Source organism: Streptomyces sp. NPDC090798, assembly GCF_044768965.1.
Lineage (GTDB): Bacteria > Actinomycetota > Actinomycetes > Streptomycetales > Streptomycetaceae > Streptomyces.
In genome coordinates this window covers 262,958-282,510 of record NZ_JBIVXA010000007.1, presented here as the reverse complement: position 1 = coordinate 282,510, position 19,553 = coordinate 262,958, and the positions used below count along the sequence as shown (strand labels likewise).

Below are 19,553 nucleotides of genomic sequence, written 5' to 3'. Positions count from 1 at the left end.
GTCGAGTAGCGCCCAGCGGGCGTCGGGCCGGACGGCGGCGCACCCCGGCGACCTCGCCCCGAGTGCGCGCAGTGTTTCCGTGATGAAAATCTATCGGTCAACAAAATTGACGGCTAGGGTCGCCACAGCTCTCGTCACCCGTCCCGACCAGGAGCCGAGCACCATGCAGACCCCTCACGCCTCGCGCCCCGCCTGCTGTGCGCCCCCGGCCGGCAGGACGGCCGCCCAGCCGGTGACCGTGCCGTCGGCCGACCACCGGGGTTCCCTGGACGGCATGGTCCGCGTCCCCGGTGGCAGATTCCTGATGGGCGCCGATGACGCCGAAGGGTTCCCCGCGGACGGCGAAGGGCCGGTGCGGTCGGTGCACGTCAGCACCTTCCACATCGACGCATTCGCCGTCAGCAACGAGAGATTCACGGAGTTCGTCGACGCCACGGGCCATGTCACCGAAGCCGAACACATCGGGTGGTCCTACGTGTTCGCGGGCTTCCTGCCCGCCGCACTGCGACGCGGGGCACCCCGCCCGGCTCGCACCCCCTGGTGGTGCGGGGTCGCCGGCGCCCGCTGGGACCACCCCGAGGGCCCGGGCAGCACGCTGGAAGGCCGCGAGAACCACCCGGTGGTGCACATCTCGTGGAACGATGCCGCCGCGTACTGCGCCTGGGCGAGGAAGCGGCTGCCCACCGAGGCCGAGTGGGAGTACGCGGCGCGCGGCGGCCTGGAACTGAAGCGCTACCCCTGGGGCGACGAACTCGACCCCGGCGGCGAGTACCGCTGCAACATCTGGCGGGGCACCTTCCCCACCAAGAACACCGCAGCCGACGGCCACCGGGCCACAGCACCCGTCGACGCCTTCGAGCCCAACGGATTCGGGCTCCACAACACCTCGGGCAACGTGTGGGAATGGTGCGCCGACTGGTGGGCCGTGGACCACCCGACCGGTACGGCGACCGACCCGAAGGGTCCCGCCACCGGCCAGGAGAAGGTCATCCGCGGTGGCTCACACCTGTGCCACCAGTCCTACTGCAATCGGTACCGCGTCGCCGCCCGTACCGCGAACACGCCCGACGGGGCGAGCGGTCACACCGGGTTCCGCTGCGCCCGGGACGCCGATACCACCGCGTGACCAGCCGTACGACCGACCGACGAAGGAGCACCACGGCATGAAAGCCATCATGGTGATGTTCGACAGCCTCAACCGGCACATGCTGCCGCCGTACGGCTGCGACTGGACCCACGCCCCCAACTTCGCGCGGCTGGCCGAGCGGACCGCCACCTTCGACAACTGCTACGCGGGATCCATGCCCTGCATGCCGGCCCGCCGGGAGATCCACACCGGGCGCCACAACTTCCTGCACCGCAGCTGGGGACCGCTGGAGCCGTTCGACGACTCGATGCCCGAGCTGCTCAAGCGCAGCGGCGTGCACACACACCTGGCCAGCGACCATCCCCACTACTGGGAGGACGGCGGGGCGACCTACCACGGCCGGTACAACACGTGGGAGTTCTTCCGCGGTCAGGAGGGCGACCCGTGGAAGGGGCACGTCGCCGATCCGCCCATGCCCGACGAGGACGTCAAGGAGCTACGGCTGGAGGGCTACCGGCAGGACTGGGTCAACCGGCTGTACATGCAGACCGAGGACCGTCACTCCCAGACACTCACCTTCGACGCGGGGCTGGAGTTCCTCCGCACCAACCATGCCGAGGACCGCTGGTTCGTGCAGATCGAGACCTTCGACCCGCACGAGCCGTTCTTCAGCCACCAGCAGTACAAGGACCTCTACCCGGAGGACTACGACGGCCCGCACTTCGACTGGCCGGACTATCGGCAGGTCACCGAAACGAACGCACAGGTCCAGCACGCCCGCCACGAGTACGCCGCGCTGCTGTCCATGTGCGACCAATCCCTCGGCCGTGTCCTGGACGCGATGGACGAACACGACCTGTGGCGCGACACACTGCTGATCGTCTGCACCGACCACGGTCTGCTGCTCGGCGAGAAGGACTGGTGGGGCAAGTCCGTACAGCCCTGGCACAACGAGCTGGTCCATCTCCCGCTGTTCGTCTGGGACCCCCGGGCGGGCGTCGCCGGCGAGCGCCGCGAGGCGCTCGTGCAGACCATCGACCTGGCCCCCACCCTGCTGGAGTTCTTCGGCGTGGACCGCCCCACCGACATGCAGGGCTCCCCACTTCCCGTCACCTCCGACGAACCGGTGCGTGAGGCAGGCCTGTTCGGCATCCATGGTGGGCACGTCAACGTCACCGACGGCCGGTACGTCTACATGCGCGCACCCGTCTCGGCCGACAACACCCCTTTGTACGAGCACACGTTGATGCCGACCCACATGCGCGGGCGCTTCAGCGTCGAGGAGTTGTCCGGCCTCGAACTGGCCGAGCCCTTCACCTTCACGAAGGGCGTCCGCACGATCCGGGTGGACGGACGGACCTTCTTCAACCCGTACCGGTTCGGCACGCTCCTCTACGACCTGCGGACCGATCCGGAGCAGCGCGCACCGGTGATCGACGACGCCGTGGAGCTTCGTATGGCGAGCCTGCTCGTCGACCTCATGCGCGCGAACGACGCCCCCGCGAGCCAGTACGAGCGCCTGGGCCTGCCTGCCGGCGGGCTGGTTACCGCCGCTCATCTCCTGGTGCGCACGCAACGCCACCAGGCCGAACTGGCCGCCGAGCCGCTCCCCAGGCCGGAGGACTTCCCCGCGGGCCGCTTCTCACTGCGCACTCCGATCACGGCGCTGGTCTCCGACCCCAGAGCCGTCGAGGTCCTGCGCACGCACGCCCCCACCCTGGTCGACACCGAGCTCCTCCAGACGATCGGCTCGACGTCCCTGATCTCCCTCGCCGCGCTGTCCGGCGGCATGTTCCCGACAGCGACACTGCGTGTGCTCGCGGAGGAGCTTACGGCGCTCTGAGGCGGTGCCCCCTACGCTACGTTTAAATCAACTCGTTGATTTGAATTTCGTGCCGCTTCACGCCCCACCGCCAGCCGACGGAGACCGCGTCCGATGAACCTCAACAGCCACCTCTTCCAGCGCCTGCTGCACCTGCCTCCAGCCACGACCAGGGATCTGGCCGTCGAGCACGATCTGCGCGTGCCGATGCGCGACGGAGCCGTGCTGCTGGCGGACCGCTGGACCCCGAAAAGCGGCGGCGACGGCCTGCCGACCGCACTCGTCCGCCTCCCCTACGGCAGGTCGGGCATGACCGCCGAGCCGATGGTCCGGCCGCTGGCCGAACGAGGCTTCCAGGTACTCATCCAGAGCACCCGCGGCACCTTCGGCTCCGACGGCCCCTTCGACCCCCTGCGGTGCGAGCGGGACGACGGCCTCGACACCCTCGACTGGGTGATCAAGCAGCCCTGGTTCGGCGAGTCGATGATCCTGGTCGGCGCCAGCTATAGCGGCTTCACCCAGTGGGCGGTCGCCGACGCCGTACCGCCCCAGGTCAAAGCCATAATCCCCGTGGTGTCCGAATCAGCCCTCACCCTGGACTTCCTCCGCAGCGACGCGTTCTCGTTGGAAACCCCGTTCAACTGGGGCGTCATGGTCGCCGGCCAGGAAGGTCGGTTCGCGATGCCGCGCCAACTGTTGGGGGCGAAGAAGACCCTGCGTGCCCTGAGCACACTGCCATTGAGCCAGGCCGACACCGCCGCCCTGGGCCATCGCTTCGACTACATCCAGGACATCCTCACCCATCCCACCGACGACCCGTTCTGGTCGGCGGCCGACCACCGCCACCGCGTCGCCAATATTACCGCGCCTGCCAGCGTGATCGGCGGCTGGTACGACATCTTCCTGCCCGGCCAACTCCGTGACTACCGCGTCCTGCAGGACACCGGGCGCTCCACCCCCCTCCGCCTCACCGTCGGCCCCTGGCCCCACACCTCCCTCGAGGTGGGCGGACTGTCGGCCCGCGAGGCGGTCGACTTCGGGCTCGCCCTGTGCCGGGGCGAACAGTCCGCCGAACGCGCCCCGGTGCGCCTGTTCGTCATGGGCGAGGGCAAGTGGCGCGACTTCCCCTCCTGGCCGCCGCCCGGATACGCGCCTCAGCGCTTCCACCTCCGGCCGGGCACCGCTCTGGCCACCGAACCGCCGCCCGCCGACGCGGCCCCCGACGGCTACCGCTACGACCCGGCCGACCCCACCCCCGCCCTCGGCGGCGCCCGCATGTCCTTCGCCGCCAAGGCGGGCTCCGTCGACCAGACGAAGCTGGAGGCCCGGCCCGACGTCCTGACCTACACGACGTCCGTCCTGGACCAGGACGTCGAGGTGATCGGCGAGGTCAGCGCGGAGATCTTCTTCCGCTCCAGCCTGCCGTACGCCGATGTCTTCGTCCGTCTGTGCGACGTCGACGAGAAGGGCCGTTCCGTCAACGTCTGCGACGGCCTGACCAGCCTTACCGATGCCGACGAACTCACCCGCGCGACCGTACGGTTGTGGCCGACGGCGTACCGCTTCAAGCGCGGTCACCGCATCCGCGTCCAGATATCCAGCGGAGCCTTCCCCCGTTACAACCGCAACCCCGGCACCGGCGAACCCCGCGCCACCGCGACCACCCTCCGCGCCGCCGACCAGCAGGTATTCCACGACCCGGAACGCCCCTCCGCGATCATCCTCCCGGTCCGGCAGGCGGCATGACGTCCCGCACTTGCACAGATGCCACCCCCCTAGAGGTAAATCACCTGATTGATTTAATAGGTCGCAGGACAACGCTCGAAACGTGCGAGGTACGGGCTTCGCCGCGCTCGACACCGTCGACGCCCTTAGGCCCTTCTCCGTCGCCAGCACAGCGCCGTGCCGGCGACGGCCGCCTGGCCCATCTCGACGTTTCCCCTGGCAGGATCGGCGTTCCGCCCCGACGGCCAGCCGGGTGGCGTGTCAGCCGACGGACTCCATCCGGCCACACCTTCAGCGCCCCTTGAAGAAAGATCCCTGTGCCGCTATTTTAAATAAGTCCCTTGATTTAAATGACGAGGCTCCCCCCATGATCCTCAGCCGTCACCTGGTCCAGCGCATGCAGCGCCTTCCCCCGCCTTCCCCAGAGCCGGGCGGCCCGACCGAACCATGACGCGAAGGCCACAACAGCAGCGAGCCCCACCCGCCCCGCCGGACGGCTACCGCTGCGCGAAACGCACCCTCCCCCCATGGAGATGCCCGATGAGTCAGCACGCCCCCCTCGTTCGTCTGCCACTGCCCACCAATGGGCCCCTGGAGCCCCCGGCCGACTGGAAACGGCTGCGCGAGCAGTGCCCGGTGGCCACCGTCGAACTCCCCAGCGGAGACACGGGCACCCTCCTGACCCGCTACGACCACGTCAAGACCCTCCTGTCGGACCCCCGCTTCTCCCGCCCCACCGCAGAGGACGCCGGCGCCAGGATCGCCCCGGAAGGGGCCGGCGGCGTGTCGACCAACAGCGACATGTCGCTGCCCGTCCCGCTCAAGGGCGACGGCCATCTGAGGTGGCGCCGCCTTGTGACCAAGTACTTCACCGCCAAGCGCATGACGGCACTGCGCCCCCGCATGGTGGACATGACCGAAGCCCTCGTCGACGACATGGTCAGAAGCGGTTGGCCCGCCGACCTCAAGGCCGCCCTCGGCTTCCCGCTGCCGGTCTACGTGATCTGCGACCTCCTCGGCGCACCCGCCGAGGACCGGGACCGCTTCTCCTACTGGTCCGACGCCTTCCTGAACGTCGACCGCTACACCAAGGAGGAGACCAAGGCGGCCTACACCGAGTTCGTGACCTACATGTCCGACCTCGTCGTAGCCAAGCGTGCCCAGCCCGGTGATGACGTGATCAGCATGCTGATCGAGGAGAGCCGGGCGGAGGACCAGGGACTCAGCGACCCCGAACTCGTCGGCACCGGCATGGGTCTCCTGGTCGCCGGCCACGAAACCACCGCGAACATGATCGGCAAGATGATCGCCGTGCTCCTGGCCGACCGCACCCGGTGGGAAGGTCTGCTGGCCAACCCCTCCCTGGTGCGCACCGCGGTCGACGAGGTGCTGCGCTCCGACGCCAACCTGGGCGGCTTCGGCGCCCGGCGCTACCTGACCGAGGACTTCGAGGTCGGCGGGGCGGTGCTGCCGGGCGGCACCACTGTCTTCTGCGCCCTGTCCGCCGCCAACCGCGACGAGCACGTCTTCCCCGACCCGGACGAGATGGACCTCACCCGCAGCCCCAACCCCCATCTCACCTTCGGCGCCGGAGCCCACTCCTGCCTGGGCCAGTCCCTGGCCCGCACCGAACTCCAGGTCGCCCTGGAGGTCCTGCTGCACAAACTGCCGAGCCTCGAACTGGCCGTACCCGTCGCGGAGTTGCAGCAGATCGAAGGGCTGACCGTCGGCGGACTGCGAGAGGTACCCGTGCGATGGTGACCCGCCCCGACGAGACCTCCGCGCCAACAACCGAGCCGACCGAGAAAACAACCAAGGGCACGGCCGAGAGGCCGGCCACGCAGAAGGGAGCGACCATGAAGGTCATCGTGGATGAGGACAAGTGCTGCGGCGCCGGGAGTTGCGTACTGGCCGCACCGGATGTCTTCGACCAGCGGGACGAGGACGGCATCGTCGTCCTGCTCGACCCTGAACCCGTCGAGGACCAGCATGCGGCCGTCCGGGACGCGGCTGCCGTCTGTCCCGCCGCCGCCATCACGCTCAGCGACGCATAGGGCGCCGGCCGCTCCCGCGGGACCCGCGGCAGGGCACGTTCAGGCAGCTTATGCGTGTGTGTGCCCTGCCTCTCCACGTCGTCACTCCGCCGGGATACCGAAACCGGAGACGCCGGGCTGGTTCGAGGCGCAGTCATCCCGCCGGAGTCGTTCAGGTGGAACTCTGCCGCATCGCCCGGCGCCGAGCGGCGGCACGGGACCATCGCGCCCCCTGCGCCGTCCGGTCCGTTCCGTCCAAGCACCATGATGGCGTTCGCCGCGTCGATGTCCCGTCCGGACAAGGGCGTATGACGACACCCCTCACGAGGCGTGGCACGTCTGGCGACGGTCATCGGAATCCGCCGTTCCTCGTACCTGCCGGTCGGGGCGTCGCGCCGTGCGGGGGTGGCACAGGGCTGGATCAGCGTCGAAGACACAGGCTGTGGGCCAACCGCTTGGATGTGGTTCCTCACCCGCGGCAAGGCACTTGCGCAGCGGCGACTTCTTGACCCTGTGGGCGTCGAGCGCACAGTCGGGCTGGACGAACTGCCGCTTGCCGCAGGTCGATTGCTGCTCTCCTGCCGTTCCGGAGGATCGGCGACGGGGTCAGGATGCCTGCGACGGGTCGGTGAGGAGCTTGACCTGGTCGGGCGAGTCATAGGCGACGTGCTCCACGCCCCACTTCTTGAGGATCTTCACGTAGGTCCCGTTGTCGACGATTTCCTTCATCGCCGCCTGCACGGCCGGGCCGAGCTTGCTGCCCTTCGGGAGCACGATGGCCTGCTCGACCGGCTCGTAGACGAACTTCTGCAGGACCAACGGAACGTTCTGGCTGGCGATCGCGTAGGCCATCGTGTCCTCGTTGGTTCCGGTGATCTCCACACGCCCGTTGGTGACGGCGAGGACCCGGGCCCCGTCGGTGGGGTAGGTCTTCAGCGTGATGTCCTTCAGGCCGGCTGCGGCGCAGTCTTTGTTCGCGTCCTTGAGTTGGTCGATGTAGTAGGTGCCCGCGACCACGCTCACGCTGTGACCGCACAGGTCGGTGGCCTTGTTGATCTTGATGTTGGTTCCCTCCTTCACGGCGAAGCCGGTGCCGATCGGGAACTGGGTCACGAAGTCGATCTGCTTGAGGCGGTCCTTGGTCACACCGAAGTCGGCCGTCGACGTCTGGTAGCGACTGCTGACGATGCCCGGGATGAGGGAGTCGAAGTTCCCGACCGACTGGTTCGTGAACTTCACGCCCATGACCTCACTGATCGCCTGGGCGAAGTCGGGCTGGATCCCGACGAGCTTGCCGTTCTGGAGGAACTCCTCAGGAGGGAAGTCGTTGTAGATCGCATTGGTGATCGACTTCCCCTTGTACTCGTCGGGGACCAGTGCCACCACGGAGTCGACGGGCTTCAAACCCCATGTGTCGGTTGCGGCGGAAGATCCGGAGCCGGACGCGGCGGTCTCGGCCCTTTCGCCGTTTGCGATGGGCTCGGGGTCGGCACACCCCGCCAGCACCAAGCTGGTCACCGCAGTGAAAGCGAGCGCGGCGATCGGGAGTCTGAACGCGGGCCGCCTGAATGTAGGCATGGACATGACGGGAACCTCCTGTGTAGGTCCGCGACGGTTGGCGAACGAGTGATAGGCGCGGGACTGGGCACGTGGAAAAAGCGCGCGAAACGGAGGGCCGCGGATCACAGGACCTTGGAGAGAAAGTCCTTGGTCCGCTGCACCTGCGGGTTGAGCAGCACATCTCGCGGATGGCCTCGTTCGACGACGACGCCACCGTCCATGAAGAGCAGCGAGTCGGCGACCTCACGGGCGAAACCCATCTCGTGGGTCACCACCACCATCGTCAGTCCGTCGCCCGCCAGGCCCTGCATGACGTCGAGGACCTCCCCGACCAGTTCGGGGTCGAGCGCGGAGGTCGGCTCGTCGAAGAGCATCAGCCGCGGCTTCATCGCAAGGGCACGGGCAATGGCGACTCGCTGTTGCTGACCTCCCGAGAGCTGTCGAGGGTAGGCGTCGGCCTTGTCCGCGAGCCCCACCCTGGCCAGCAACTCCAGTGCAGCTGCTTTGACCTCGGCCACCGGCTGCTTGAGCACCCCCACCGGCGACTCGATGACGTTCTGCAGCACGGTCATGTGCGGGAACAGGTTGAACGACTGGAAAACCATGCCGATCCGGGCCCGCTGGGCCGCCAGCCGCTTCTCCGGCAGCGTCACATAGCGGTGGCCCCGCTGGCGGTAGCCGATGAGCTCCCCATCGAGTTCGACCCTCCCCGCGTCTATCTCCTCAAGGTGGTTCAGGCTGCGCAGCAGCGTGCTCTTTCCGGAGCCCGAGGGACCGATGATGCACATGACCTCACCGCGCTCGACGGTCAGATCGACGCCCCTGAGGACCTCGTTCGCACCGAATCGCTTCCGGATGCCGATGGCCCGGAGCACGATCTCGCGCTCGGCCGGCCGATCGGTCGCACTTGTCGTCATCATGCCCTCCTGGTCTCGGGGGCCCGCATCCTCGCCTGGAGGCTGCCGAATGTTCGCTGAAGCCGCTGCCAGGGCGTCAGCGGCAGCTCACGGCGTCCCCCGCGGGCGTAATGGCGCTCGATGTAGTACTGCACGACGCTGAGCACGCTGGTCACGATCAGGTACCAGACGCTCGCGACGATCAGCAGCGGGATCGTCTGGAACGTCTGCTGGTAGATGAGCTGGGCCGAGTAGAGGAGTTCGGGCATCGAGGTGACGCTGACCAGCGCCGTCGACTTCAGCATGCTGATCAGCTGGTTGCCCGTGGGCGGGATGATCACGCGCATCGCCTGGGGCAGGATGATCCGCCGCAGCGCCCGCCTGTTGCGCATACCGAGGGCTACAGCCGCCTCCTGCTGACCGTGGTCGACGGATTGGATGCCGCCGCGGACGATCTCCGACATGTAGGCCCCCTCGTTGAGGGCAAGGCCCAGCAGCGCGGCGACGAACGGAGTCACCACGACGTTCGCGTCACCGGACCACAGCACCGGGCCGACCAGGGGAATCCCCAGCTCGATCCTCGGGAACAGTGCGGCGAGGTTGTACCAGAAGATGATCTGGACGAGAAGCGGCGTCCCCCGGAAGAACCAGGTATAGGCCCAGGCCATCGACGAGAGGATGGGGATCGGCGACAGCCGCATCACCGCGGTGAGGATGCCGATCAGAATGCCCAGCGCCATCGACAACGCGGTGAGCTCAAGGGTGCGCAGGAGGCCCTTCATGATGCTTTGGCTGAAGAAGTACTGGCCCACGACGTCCCACTGGAGATTGGGGTTCGTGAACAGCATCTTGATGATGCCCCCGGCGCACAGCGCGACGAACACGACCAGAACCCACCAGCCGGGATGTGCACGGTGCGCGACGCGCGCCTCGGCCTGGCGTTCCGACGCGCGTGAGGTATCGCTGACCGTGGCACTCATGGCGCGGTCCCCCGTTGCGAAAAAACGTGCATCGTTCTCTCCCATCACTAGAGCTGTTCCGGCGCTGACGAATCATCAGGAGTACGTCGAGTCCAGGGCAGACCCCTACGCGCTTCGGCACGCGTACGAGAACGGCCGGCACGGTGCCGGCTCGGCGCGCTACCGCGCTCTTCTCAGCCCCTGCGGGTGGTGATCTCCTCGGTGAGCTACGGGACGACGTCGAAGAGGTCGTCGACCATGCCGTGGTCGACGAGGTCGAAGATCGGGGGCTCGGCGTCCTTGTTGATCGCCACGATCGTCTTCGAGGTCCGCGTACCGGCGCGGTGCTGGATCGCACCGGAGATGCCGGAGGCGATGTACAGCTGCGGCGAGACCGACCTGCCGGTCCGGCCGACCTGGTTGGCGTGCGGATACCAGCCGGTCCCCACCGCGGCGCGCGAGGCACCCACGGCCGCGCCGAGGGAGCCGGCGAGGGCCTCGACGCAGTGGGTCGGTGGAGGCTGCGGCCATCAGAACACCCCTCTCAGCGTTGGGCGTGGGTAGGCGCAGGACCAGGGCGCCGGGGAGGTCACTGCCGGATTCCGCGTTCTGGAAAACCGCGGCGAGTTGGAGACCATCGTGGAGCAGTGCGTCCGGTCGCGACATCTACGGACGATGGAGATCTGCGCCCTGGTTTCCACAATTGTCGAAGGCTGCTCGAAACGAGCTCGGTGGTATTCATCCGGAAACAAAGGGGTTACCGACGTCGCGGCCTGGGGCCGCCGTGCAGAAGCGCAGTCGGGTCAGCGCATCCCCGCTCAAGGTCCGAGGATCATGCCGCCGTCGTGGGCGCTTCCGGTCGCACAACCCCGTCCACTGCCTGCGCTACCTCGCCTCGCCGGTGCCGGTGCCGGTGCCGGGGACGCGGTGGGCGTGGGCAGTCGGGCTCGTCACGTCCATGGCGAACGGCAGGTGGTGGAAGTCCGCGAACCTCTCCCGCAGTGCTCGTGGCGGGGCTCGGCTCGACGGGCAGCCGCATTTCGGCCCTGGCCGACAGGTCCTACATCCAGGCACCGGCCGCGTTGACGACGTACTCGGCGGCCCGTACTCCGGCAGCGACCTCTCCTGGAGGCCGAGCCGGCCGTCCCGAGGCGAGAGGACCGCAGCAGCCAGATCGGCGGGGTGCGGCTCGGGGTGGGGGTCGGTCGCGTTCGTACGGCTCGATCCTGTGCGCGTCCGCCCCGTGCTGCCGCTGGGTGCCGAAGTGCGCGGCAAGGTGGTCGACGTCCTCCGGCCCGGCGCCGAGCGGGTAGTGCTCCCGCCGGCCTCCGCGTCACCGCCTGTCTGCCGGCCTACGTGAGCACCGCCCGCGTCGCGGCCGCGTCAGAAAAGGGGCGGGCCCCGGCAGTCCCGGAGGAAGGGACTGCCGGGGCCCGCGCCGGTGCGGCGGCCGGATCAGGCCGCCGGCCAGGGGGCACGCTCCGGCCGCTCAGGGCGCTTGACGGTCAGGGGGCTGGTGAACCGGATCAGATTCCACACCGTGCCCACCTTGTCGTTGGTCCCCGAGGCGCGGGAGCCTCCGAACGGCTGCTGTCCGACGACGGCACCGGTCGGCCTGTCGTTGATGTGGAAGTTGCCGGCGGTGTATTTCAGGACATCGGCGGCCTGGGCGATCGCTTCCTCGTCGTCGGCGAAGACCGCGCCCGTGAGCCCATAGGCAGTGGACTCGTCGACGAGCCGCAGGGTCTTCTCCCAGTCGGCGTCCTCGTACACGTGCGCGGCCGTGACGGGTGCGAAAAGCTCCTCGGTCATGAACGGCGAGTGCGGGTCACCGACCTCGATGAGGGTGGGGTCGACGAACCAGCCCACCGAGTCGTCGGTGGTGCCGCCCACGACCACCAGGTTCTGGGCCCGTGCCCTCGCCAGGGCCTCGGCATGCTTGGCATGCTGGCGGGCGTTGATGACGGCGCCGATGTGGGTCCGCGGCAGGGTCGGGTCACCGACCACGAGGCGCCGGGTCAGCTCGACGAGCCGCTCCTTGAGGGCGGGCCACAGGCTGCGCGGGATGTACAGCCGCGACGGTGCGGAGCACTTCTGCCCCTGGTAGTCGAATGCCCCGTGGACGCAGGCCACCGCAAGGGGGTCGACGTCGGCCGAGGGGTGGGCGATGATGAAGTCCTTGCCGCCGGTCTCACCGACCACACGCGGGTAGTTCCGGTAGCCGTCGACGCTCTCGCCCACGGTCCGCAGGATCTGCCGGAAGGTGGCGGTGGAACCCGTGAAGTGGACCCCGGCGAGGTCCCGGTGGGTGAGGGCGGCCGGACCGAGCTCGGCGCCGCTCCCGTGGACGACGTTCACGACCCCGTCGGGCAGGCCGGCCTCGCGCAGCAGTTGCAGGGACAGGTGCGCGGTCAGCGCGGCGCTCTCGGCCGGCTTCCACACGACCGTGTTGCCAAGGAGAGCAGGCGCGAACGCGAGGTTGTTCGTGGAGACGAAGTTGAACGGCGAGACTGCGAGGACGAAGCCCTCCAGGGGCCGGTAGTCCACGTGGTTGCGGACGCCCTTCGGCGAGAAGGGCTGTACGTCGTACATCGCCCGCATGTTCTCGACGTTGGCACGGATCAACTCGGCCGTCTCGGCGACCGCGTCGCCCTCGGCCTGTTCCCGGGTCTTGGACAGTTCGAGCATCGCCGCGGCGGTGAGCCGCTCGCGCCACGGCCCGCCGCTCTCCAGCATGTCGGCCGCCCGCAGGAACGGTGCCGCGCGCTCCTCCCGGCCGAGCCGGCCCCACCAGCGCGAGGTGTCGGTCGCCGCCGCGACGGCCTCGGCCACGTGCTCGACCGAGGCGTAGTGCACCTGCCCGAGTCCGACGGCATGCTCGTGGGGGGTGACGACGGGCAGGGTGCGTCCGGTGCGGACCTCACGGCCTCCGATGAGGTTGGGCACGTCGTAGTCGGCGGCGCGGACCTCGGCGAGAGCCGCGGCGGGTTCGGTCATGGCAGGGCTCCGATGGCGGTGTCGATCCGGTGTGGCTCGACCCTAGGAGCGTCGTACGCCTCTGGGCTTCGGCGGCGGTGTGGAATCTTCGACCGGCCTTCATACACTTGTCGAATCGGCCAGGTCCCCGGGTTGTGAAGCCGGTGCACGGGCCGACGGAGGAAAAGAGGAAGCCTTGATGGAACCGGTCAACATGCAGGCCGTGGTGGACGACCTGGCGTCCGCGGTCGGCCTGTCGGTGCTCATCGAGGACATCGACCAGCACCCCGTCTGGTGGAGCACCCGCGGTGCGGTCGACGGCACGCGGATGAGGACGATTCTCGACCGGCGCGTGGAGCCACCCGCCGCCGCGGTCGTGCGGCGGCTCAAGCTCACCCAGGCGACGAAGCCGGTGCACACGCCCGCGATACCCGAGGCGGACATGTGGGCGCGGTGGTGCATGCCGGTCCGGCACGAGGGCAGGGCGATCGGCTTCCTGTGGGTCCTTGATCCGGACGGCACCCTGACCGAGGACGACCTTCCCGCGCTGGTGGACTGCGCGGAGCTCGCCGCCGAGGCGATGGCGAAGACCCGCCGATCGGCGGAGCAGCGGCACCGGCAGCGCGACGAGCTCATCGATCGCCTGCTCCGTGCCCCGGACGAGGACGCCGCACGTGAACTCACTCGTCTGGAAAATCTGCCGTCCGATGCGCGGGTGCAGGTCGAGGCTCCGCCGGCGGCGGGCGGCTGGCCACTGCCCGGTGCCATGAGCGCACACGTCGTGGGCAGCCGCGTACGGAACGCGACGAGCGGCGGCGCGGTGCCGCTGGCTGAACTCGGTGAAGCGGTGCGCCGGGCGGCGGCCACCCGCCGGGCCGCCGCCGCCGGCGCGCGACTGGACAGCGCCTCGTGGGACGAGCTGGGAGCCTGGCGGTTCATTGTGGAGGCTTCCGACTCCCTGACCGTCGCGCAGGTGCACCCCGGCGCCGAGGCGCTCCTCGACCAGCCGCGCGACGACCTGATGACGACGGCCCGCGTCGTCCTCGACCACGGTGGAGAGGTCACCGCGGCGGCCGAGGAGTTGCACGTCCACCGCACCACGCTCTACTACCGCCTGAACCGGATCACGGAGCTGACGGGCGTCGACCTGCGGTCCGGGGCCGGCCGGACCAGCCTGCAGCTGGCACTGTGGCTGGCCGCTTATCGCAGCGTCGGCGAATAGGGCGCCGCCCGGCTTCGTCATCGGCTTCGGCTTCGACACGGGATTCGACAGAAGTCGAACACCCTGGAAATCTCTCCTCTCCGCCGTGGATGCGGCCGCCGGACGGCCCGACCTACCGTCAGCTGGCATGAGAACCGACATCGTCGTTATCGGCGGCGGAGCGATCGGTGCGGCCGTCGCCTACTACACGAAGATCCTCGATCCAAGCGCCGAGATCACCGTCGTGGAACGCGATCCCCGCTACGACCTGGCGTCGACCCCTCGGGCGTCGGGCGGAGTGCGGCGGCTGTTCCACCTCCCGGAGAACATCGAGCTGTCGAAGTACAGCATCGACTTCTTCGAGGAGTTCCCCGAGACCATGGCGGTCGACGGCGTCGAGGCCGGCATCGGCTTCAAGAAGAACGGCTACCTGTTCATCGTCCCGCCCTCCGAACGCGCCACGCTGCAAAGGAACTTCGACACCCAGCTGGAGCAGGGCTGCAACGTGGTCTGGCTCGAACCGGACGAGCTGAAGCAGAAGTTCCCGTCCATGTACGTCGACGACCTGGGCTGTGCCGTGCACTCCCCCGACGACGGCTGGCTCGACCCGCACAGCGTGCTCATGGGCTTCCGCAACAAGGCGAAGTCGCTCGGCGCCGAGTTCGTGGCGGACGAGGTGACCGGCCTGATCCGCGAGGGCAGCCACGTCACCACCGCCGTACTGAAGTCCGGGCGGCGGATCACAGCGGCCCAGTTCGTCAACGCGGCCGGCGCCTGGGCGAAGGACGTCTGCGCGATGGTCGGCGTCAAGGTGCCCATCGAGCCGCTGCGCCGCTTCGAGCACTACTTCGAGTCCCAGGACCCGATCGAGCCGCTCCCCTACCTCAAGGACACCCAGCGCCTCGCCTTCCGCCCGGAGGGCGGCGGCTACTCCGGCGGCGTGCCCACGCTCGAAGAGCCGCGCGGCTACAACTTCGACATCGACCGCGGCTACTTCGAGGACGCCGTGTGGCCCGCGCTGGCCCACCGCTTCCCGCAGTTCGAGCGCACCCGCTGCACCAGCACGCTGCCCGGTCTGTACGACCAGAACGACTTCGACGGCAACGCGATCATCGGCCCAGGTGCCAACGGCCTCGCCAACTTCCACCTGGCCGTCGGCTTCTCCGGCCACGGCCTGATGCACGCGCCCGGCTGCGGCCGCGCGATGGCGGAGCTGCTGGTGAAGGGGTCGTACCAGACGATCGACCTCACCCGCTTCGGCTGGCAGCGCCTCGTGGACGGAACCCCGCTCCGCGAGCAGGGCATCATCTGAATCGCCAAAGGAGTCAGTGAAGTTGAAGTTCGACTACATCGTCGTCGGCGCCGGCTCCTCCGGCTGCATCCTGGCCGCGCGCCTCACCGAGGACGCCACGACCAGGGTCCTGCTGGTGGAGGCCGGCGGCTCCGACCGGACCCTGTTCATCACCATGCCGGGCGGTCTCCCCTTCGTCTACCAGAACAAGCGCATCGGCTGGGGCTATCAGTCAGGCCCCGAGCCGCACCTGCACGGCAAGGTGATCGACGAGAAGGCCGGCAAGGTCATCGGCGGCTCGTCGTCGATCAACGCCATGATCTTCAACCGCGGCAACCCGATGGACTACGACGGCTGGGCGGCCGACGGCCTCAAAGACTGGGACTACGCCCACTGCCTGCCGTACTTCCGCAGGATGGAGACGTTCGAGGACGGCCCGGACGCGTTCCGCGGCGGCGACGGCCCACTGCGCATCAGTCGCGCCAAGGCCGAGCACAAGCTGTACGACGCGTTCCTGCGCGGCGGCGAACAGGCCGGCTTCGACGTCACACCGGACCACAACGGCCACCGGCAGGAGGGCCTGCACATCGCGCAGTCCTTCATCCACGACGGCGTACGGTGGAGCGCCTCACGCGCCTACCTCCGCCCGGCGCTGCACCGCCCGAACCTCACAGTGCTGCCGAAGGCCCTGGTGACGCGAGTGCTCGTCGAGAACGGCACCGCCGTCGGCATCGAACTCGCCGGACCGGACGGGCCGCGCCGGGTCACCTGCGAGCGCGAGGTCATCCTGTGCGCGGGCGCCGTCAACACGCCCAAGCTGCTGATGCTTTCGGGCATCGGTCCTGCCGACGATCTGCGCGAGGTCGGCGTCGACGTGGCCGTGAACATCCCCGGAGTGGGCCGCAATCTGCAGAACCACCCCGGTGTGGACCTTCAGTACGGCACCCGCCACGAGGACTCCCTCACCGCCGAGTTGGGCATGCTGGGGCGGGCCAGACTGGGCGCGGAGTGGCTGCTGCTGCGCAAGGGCCTCGGCACCACCAACTTCTTCGAGACCGGGGCGTTTCTGCGCACCCGCGACGACGCCGACTTCCCCAACATGCAGTACGAATTCCTTCCGCTCACCCGGCAGTTGAGGAACGGCAGGCTGGTGCCGGTGCCCGGCTTCCAGTTCTGGATGGACCTCTCCCGTCCCAAGAGCCGCGGCTACGTGAAGCTGTGTTCGAAGAACCCGGCGGACGCGCCCCTGACGGTGTTCAACCACTACGAGTCCCCAACGGACCTGAAGGACATGATCGACGGCGTACGGCTCGTCCGGGAGCGGTTGCTCCGCCAGCCCGCTTGGCGGAAGTTCGCCCCGGTGGAGCTCAACCCAGGCCCGGAGGCGACCAGCGACCGCGACATCGAGGCATTCGTCCGAAGGGCCACGGGCACCTCCTACCACCCGTCCGGCACCTGCCGCATGGGCATCGACGCGGACGCCGTCGTCGACGGCGAGGGCAGGGTCAACGCCGTGCCGGGCCTGCGCATCGCCGACGCGTCGATCATGCCGCGGGTCATCACCGGCAACCTGAACGCCCCCGTGATGATGATGGCCGAGAAGATCGCGGACCGCATACGCGGCAGGCTCCCGCTGGCGCCGTCCGACGCACTGCCCTACCGGGCGACGCGATAGGCAAGGGCGGTCGGACGACAGCCCTGCACTGACACGGCAAAATTCGACCCGGATTCGACCCGGCGTACGTTCTTCGGACTCAGAAACAGGCTCTGACCTGCGAGAAGACCAACCGGCCGCAATACTCGGCCACTACGCCGGGTTCTATCCGAGACAGGTCCCCAATGCCAGGCGACGCCGGGATGATGCGAATCGCGGTCAAGTCAGCGGACGAGGCGGCCTCCATGTCGGGCATGGCCCCGAGCTGACACGCCCCACCCTCGCCCTGAACCAAGATCCGGACCATGGACGGGCCAGCGTCCGCCACCCAACCTCCGCATCCCGCATCGGCACTGGTCAGAGACACACAGGCGGTGCACCACCAGCAGACCAAGAATCTGATGCACGTCAGCGTTACGGACCCCCGCTGCCGAAGCTGCAACGAGCACCGATCGCATAATCCGTACAGGTCAGGGGCCTTGGATTCCTATACCACCAGCAATGTTCTCTCGATCCAACGCCCGCCACTGCCCAGCACGAGACCCTGGCGCCGGGTTAGCGGCTAGCCCTGCGCTTCGGCTCGTCACACACCTTCGACAGCACCTGGATGACTCTCGATCCATGCGAGCCCTCCGAGGTCCAACTGACGGCGGGCGCGAGTGACAGCCACATAGGCGAGGCGCGCGTTGATATCACTCACGGGCTCCGGGATCGGACGGCCGCTGTCGTCCTGGCGGTCGCTGTCCGGCGGCGGGGGAAAGTCGTCGGCGATTCTGACTTCGGGCCACTCCCTGCCTTTTGCCTTGTGCGCCGTGGAGACCGTGACCTCGGCTTTGCTCTCGTCGGTCAGCTCGCCGACGGCGGCAATGATGGCTTCGGGACCGTGCGTGTCGACCAGTTCTACGAAGGGCTGAAGGTCTCGCCCTGCCGGATCATGCTCCGCATAGTCCTGCAACTCACCCCAGGAGGCGAAAAGAACCAGTTCAGGGTGGGAAGTGCGACGACCGTCCTTGAGGTCTTGGGCAGCGAGCGCCAGCGCGACAAGAGTCTGTCCACCTCGTGTCAGAGCCACCCGACGACCTGCTTCCAACTGCCTCAAAACTTCAGTCATGGCGCCAATGTTGGTGCGGCACAGCACCGCGTCCGGACAGGCGACCGGGCCGACCTTCGTCGGAATCGTGTCGGTGCCGGTCAACCGGATCGGCGCGTCGGTGAACGCGAGCCAACGGTTGGCCTGTTCGGCGAGGAGAGGGCCGAAGCGAAAGGAACGGACCAAAGTGAGGTGGGTGGCGTCGAAGCCTGTCATCACGTCCCGGGCACCGCGCCACCCGTAGATGGCCTGGGCGGAATCGCCGACCATCACCAGCTGGGCGTGGCCGCGTTGAGCGGCGAAGACCTGCTCAAGCACAGGGTTGGTGTCTTGGGCTTCGTCGAGGAACAGGAAGTCGGCGTCGATCTTCGGTTCGGTCAGGGCCCACATCTTCAAGTAGTGGTCGTGCTCGAAGCGCACCACACCTTCCTCATGATTCCGTAGATCTGTCCAAGCCTTCCCGGCGAACGGCATGACTGCGGCGGCGAGTTGGGCATGCTCAGCCGGTGTTCCAAGTCTGCGCAGGACCGGTACGTGGTGGGGTGCCAGAGCCTGGTCGGCGGACTGGCAGAAGCGGGTCACTGTACGCAGCACGGCGTGGGACAGCGCCCTGTGGCTGATCTCGTGGTCACCGATACGGACGGGGGACCTGATGCCGAGGGCCTGTCCGATCCGCCACGCAGGTTGGCGGGGACTGCTGAGGCGGCGAGCGAAGCGGTGGCCAATGGCTGCATAGGCCGTCGCATGCGCGGTCTTGCACAGCACGGAACGCGGGAATCGGCTTGCCGCGTCGGTAGCGATGTCCTTGTTGAAGGCGAGGTAGCGGCCACGGCGGTCGGTACTCGCGGCAAGCAGGCACAGTGTGCTGGTCTTCCCGGTGCCTGCGCCGGCTTGCAGCACCAGGTGTTGACCGTCGCGGAAGGCGTCGACGGCGTGGGTCTGTTCGTCAGTGAGTGTGTGCAACAGGAGCTCCGCGAATGAGATGGGCTAAGGGGTCGGTTGTGAGCTGTTCTCGTCGTGTGAATGCAGGGAAGCCGGGTCGCGGCTGCGCAGCAGGACGTGGGCCGCGCAGGCCAGCACGTCTTCAGGTGCGTGGTGGGCGAGGAGGTTCGTGAGTTGCGCGGTCAGTTGCCGAGTGCGTTCCCGCTCGTTCCGTTGAAGAGCCGCTACGACGGCCCGGCCGAGGAAGACTCCGGGCTTCTGCCCCCGGGCTGCCGCAGCCTGACGGACCGTCGAGCACGTGGTACGAGGAAGGGCGA

13 protein-coding genes and 1 pseudogene are annotated in these 19,553 nt (G+C 68.3%); 8 read left to right on the top strand and 6 right to left on the bottom strand.

Annotated elements, in window-relative coordinates:
• Positions 1–163 precede the first annotated feature (163 nt).
• The 5 genes from ACIQTP_RS18050 (at position 164) to ACIQTP_RS18030 (ending at position 6,688) form a co-directional block, all read left to right on the top strand.
• A complete protein-coding gene (locus ACIQTP_RS18050; protein ID WP_403400905.1) occupies positions 164–1,126 on the top strand; it encodes a formylglycine-generating enzyme family protein in 963 nt (320 codons plus the stop codon).
• A 37-nt stretch (positions 1,127–1,163) separates the two neighbouring features.
• Positions 1,164–2,930, top strand: a complete 1,767-nt coding sequence (locus ACIQTP_RS18045; protein WP_403400903.1) for a sulfatase — start codon at positions 1,164–1,166, stop codon at positions 2,928–2,930.
• A gap of 93 nt (positions 2,931–3,023) precedes the next feature.
• On the top strand, positions 3,024–4,655 hold the full coding sequence (locus ACIQTP_RS18040) for a CocE/NonD family hydrolase (RefSeq protein ID WP_403400901.1): 1,632 nt from the start codon (positions 3,024–3,026) through the stop codon (positions 4,653–4,655).
• A gap of 519 nt (positions 4,656–5,174) precedes the next feature.
• Positions 5,175–6,395, top strand: coding sequence for a cytochrome P450 (locus ACIQTP_RS18035; RefSeq protein WP_403400899.1), 1,221 nt, complete (start codon positions 5,175–5,177; stop codon positions 6,393–6,395).
• Positions 6,396–6,490: 95 nt separating this feature from the next.
• On the top strand, positions 6,491–6,688 hold the full coding sequence (locus tag ACIQTP_RS18030; RefSeq protein WP_403400897.1) for a ferredoxin: 198 nt from the start codon (positions 6,491–6,493) through the stop codon (positions 6,686–6,688).
• A gap of 585 nt (positions 6,689–7,273) precedes the next feature.
• Here ACIQTP_RS18030 and ACIQTP_RS18025 read toward each other — a convergent pair.
• From ACIQTP_RS18025 to ACIQTP_RS18005, 5 genes and pseudogenes are all read right to left on the bottom strand, one after another.
• Positions 7,274–8,071 (bottom strand): ABC transporter substrate-binding protein, encoded by a 798-nt coding sequence (locus ACIQTP_RS18025; RefSeq protein WP_403400895.1) that lies wholly within the window; start codon positions 8,069–8,071, stop codon positions 7,274–7,276.
• A gap of 278 nt (positions 8,072–8,349) precedes the next feature.
• Complete coding sequence (locus ACIQTP_RS18020) at positions 8,350–9,144, bottom strand: ATP-binding cassette domain-containing protein (protein ID WP_390931853.1); 795 nt, start codon at positions 9,142–9,144, stop codon at positions 8,350–8,352.
• Positions 9,144–10,103, bottom strand: a complete 960-nt coding sequence (locus ACIQTP_RS18015; RefSeq protein ID WP_391057990.1) for an ABC transporter permease subunit — start codon at positions 10,101–10,103, stop codon at positions 9,144–9,146. Before ACIQTP_RS18015 ends, ACIQTP_RS18020 begins: the two co-directional genes overlap by 1 nt.
• Before the next feature lie 206 nt (positions 10,104–10,309).
• A pseudogene (locus ACIQTP_RS18010) lies at positions 10,310–10,585 on the bottom strand (electron transfer flavoprotein subunit alpha/FixB family protein); the annotation flags it as partial.
• A 952-nt stretch (positions 10,586–11,537) separates the two neighbouring features.
• Positions 11,538–13,079, bottom strand: coding sequence for an aldehyde dehydrogenase family protein (locus tag ACIQTP_RS18005; protein WP_403400893.1), 1,542 nt, complete (start codon positions 13,077–13,079; stop codon positions 11,538–11,540).
• Positions 13,080–13,257: 178 nt separating this feature from the next.
• Here ACIQTP_RS18005 and ACIQTP_RS18000 point away from each other — a divergent pair, with 178 nt between their 5' ends.
• The 3 genes from ACIQTP_RS18000 (at position 13,258) to ACIQTP_RS17990 (ending at position 17,225) form a co-directional block, all read left to right on the top strand.
• On the top strand, positions 13,258–14,280 hold the full coding sequence (locus ACIQTP_RS18000) for a helix-turn-helix domain-containing protein (RefSeq protein WP_390930974.1): 1,023 nt from the start codon (positions 13,258–13,260) through the stop codon (positions 14,278–14,280).
• Positions 14,281–14,407: 127 nt separating this feature from the next.
• Positions 14,408–15,571 (top strand): NAD(P)/FAD-dependent oxidoreductase, encoded by a 1,164-nt coding sequence (locus ACIQTP_RS17995; protein ID WP_403400890.1) that lies wholly within the window; start codon positions 14,408–14,410, stop codon positions 15,569–15,571.
• A 16-nt stretch (positions 15,572–15,587) separates the two neighbouring features.
• Positions 15,588–17,225 (top strand): choline dehydrogenase, encoded by a 1,638-nt coding sequence (locus ACIQTP_RS17990; RefSeq protein ID WP_403400888.1) that lies wholly within the window; start codon positions 15,588–15,590, stop codon positions 17,223–17,225.
• Positions 17,226–17,787: 562 nt separating this feature from the next.
• Here ACIQTP_RS17990 and ACIQTP_RS17985 read toward each other — a convergent pair.
• Complete coding sequence (locus ACIQTP_RS17985) at positions 17,788–19,257, bottom strand: UvrD-helicase domain-containing protein (protein WP_403400886.1); 1,470 nt, start codon at positions 19,255–19,257, stop codon at positions 17,788–17,790.
• Positions 19,258–19,553: the final 296 nt, after the last annotated feature.

What these genes read in the sequence shown, in the direction of transcription:
- ACIQTP_RS18050 (WP_403400905.1), top strand. Translation starts at nt 164, where the DNA reads ATGCAGACCCCTCACGCCTCGCGCCCCGCCTGCTGTGCGCCCCCGGCC.
- ACIQTP_RS18045 (WP_403400903.1), top strand. Translation starts at nt 1,164, where the DNA reads ATGAAAGCCATCATGGTGATGTTCGACAGCCTCAACCGGCACATGCTG.
- ACIQTP_RS18040 (WP_403400901.1), top strand. Translation starts at nt 3,024, where the DNA reads ATGAACCTCAACAGCCACCTCTTCCAGCGCCTGCTGCACCTGCCTCCA.
- ACIQTP_RS18035 (WP_403400899.1), top strand. Translation starts at nt 5,175, where the DNA reads ATGAGTCAGCACGCCCCCCTCGTTCGTCTGCCACTGCCCACCAATGGG.
- ACIQTP_RS18030 (WP_403400897.1), top strand. Translation starts at nt 6,491, where the DNA reads ATGAAGGTCATCGTGGATGAGGACAAGTGCTGCGGCGCCGGGAGTTGC.
- ACIQTP_RS18020 (WP_390931853.1), bottom strand. Translation starts at nt 9,144, where the DNA reads ATGACGACAAGTGCGACCGATCGGCCGGCCGAGCGCGAGATCGTGCTC.
- ACIQTP_RS18015 (WP_391057990.1), bottom strand. Translation starts at nt 10,103, where the DNA reads ATGAGTGCCACGGTCAGCGATACCTCACGCGCGTCGGAACGCCAGGCC.
- ACIQTP_RS18005 (WP_403400893.1), bottom strand. Translation starts at nt 13,079, where the DNA reads ATGACCGAACCCGCCGCGGCTCTCGCCGAGGTCCGCGCCGCCGACTAC.
- ACIQTP_RS18000 (WP_390930974.1), top strand. Translation starts at nt 13,258, where the DNA reads ATGGAACCGGTCAACATGCAGGCCGTGGTGGACGACCTGGCGTCCGCG.
- ACIQTP_RS17995 (WP_403400890.1), top strand. Translation starts at nt 14,408, where the DNA reads ATGAGAACCGACATCGTCGTTATCGGCGGCGGAGCGATCGGTGCGGCC.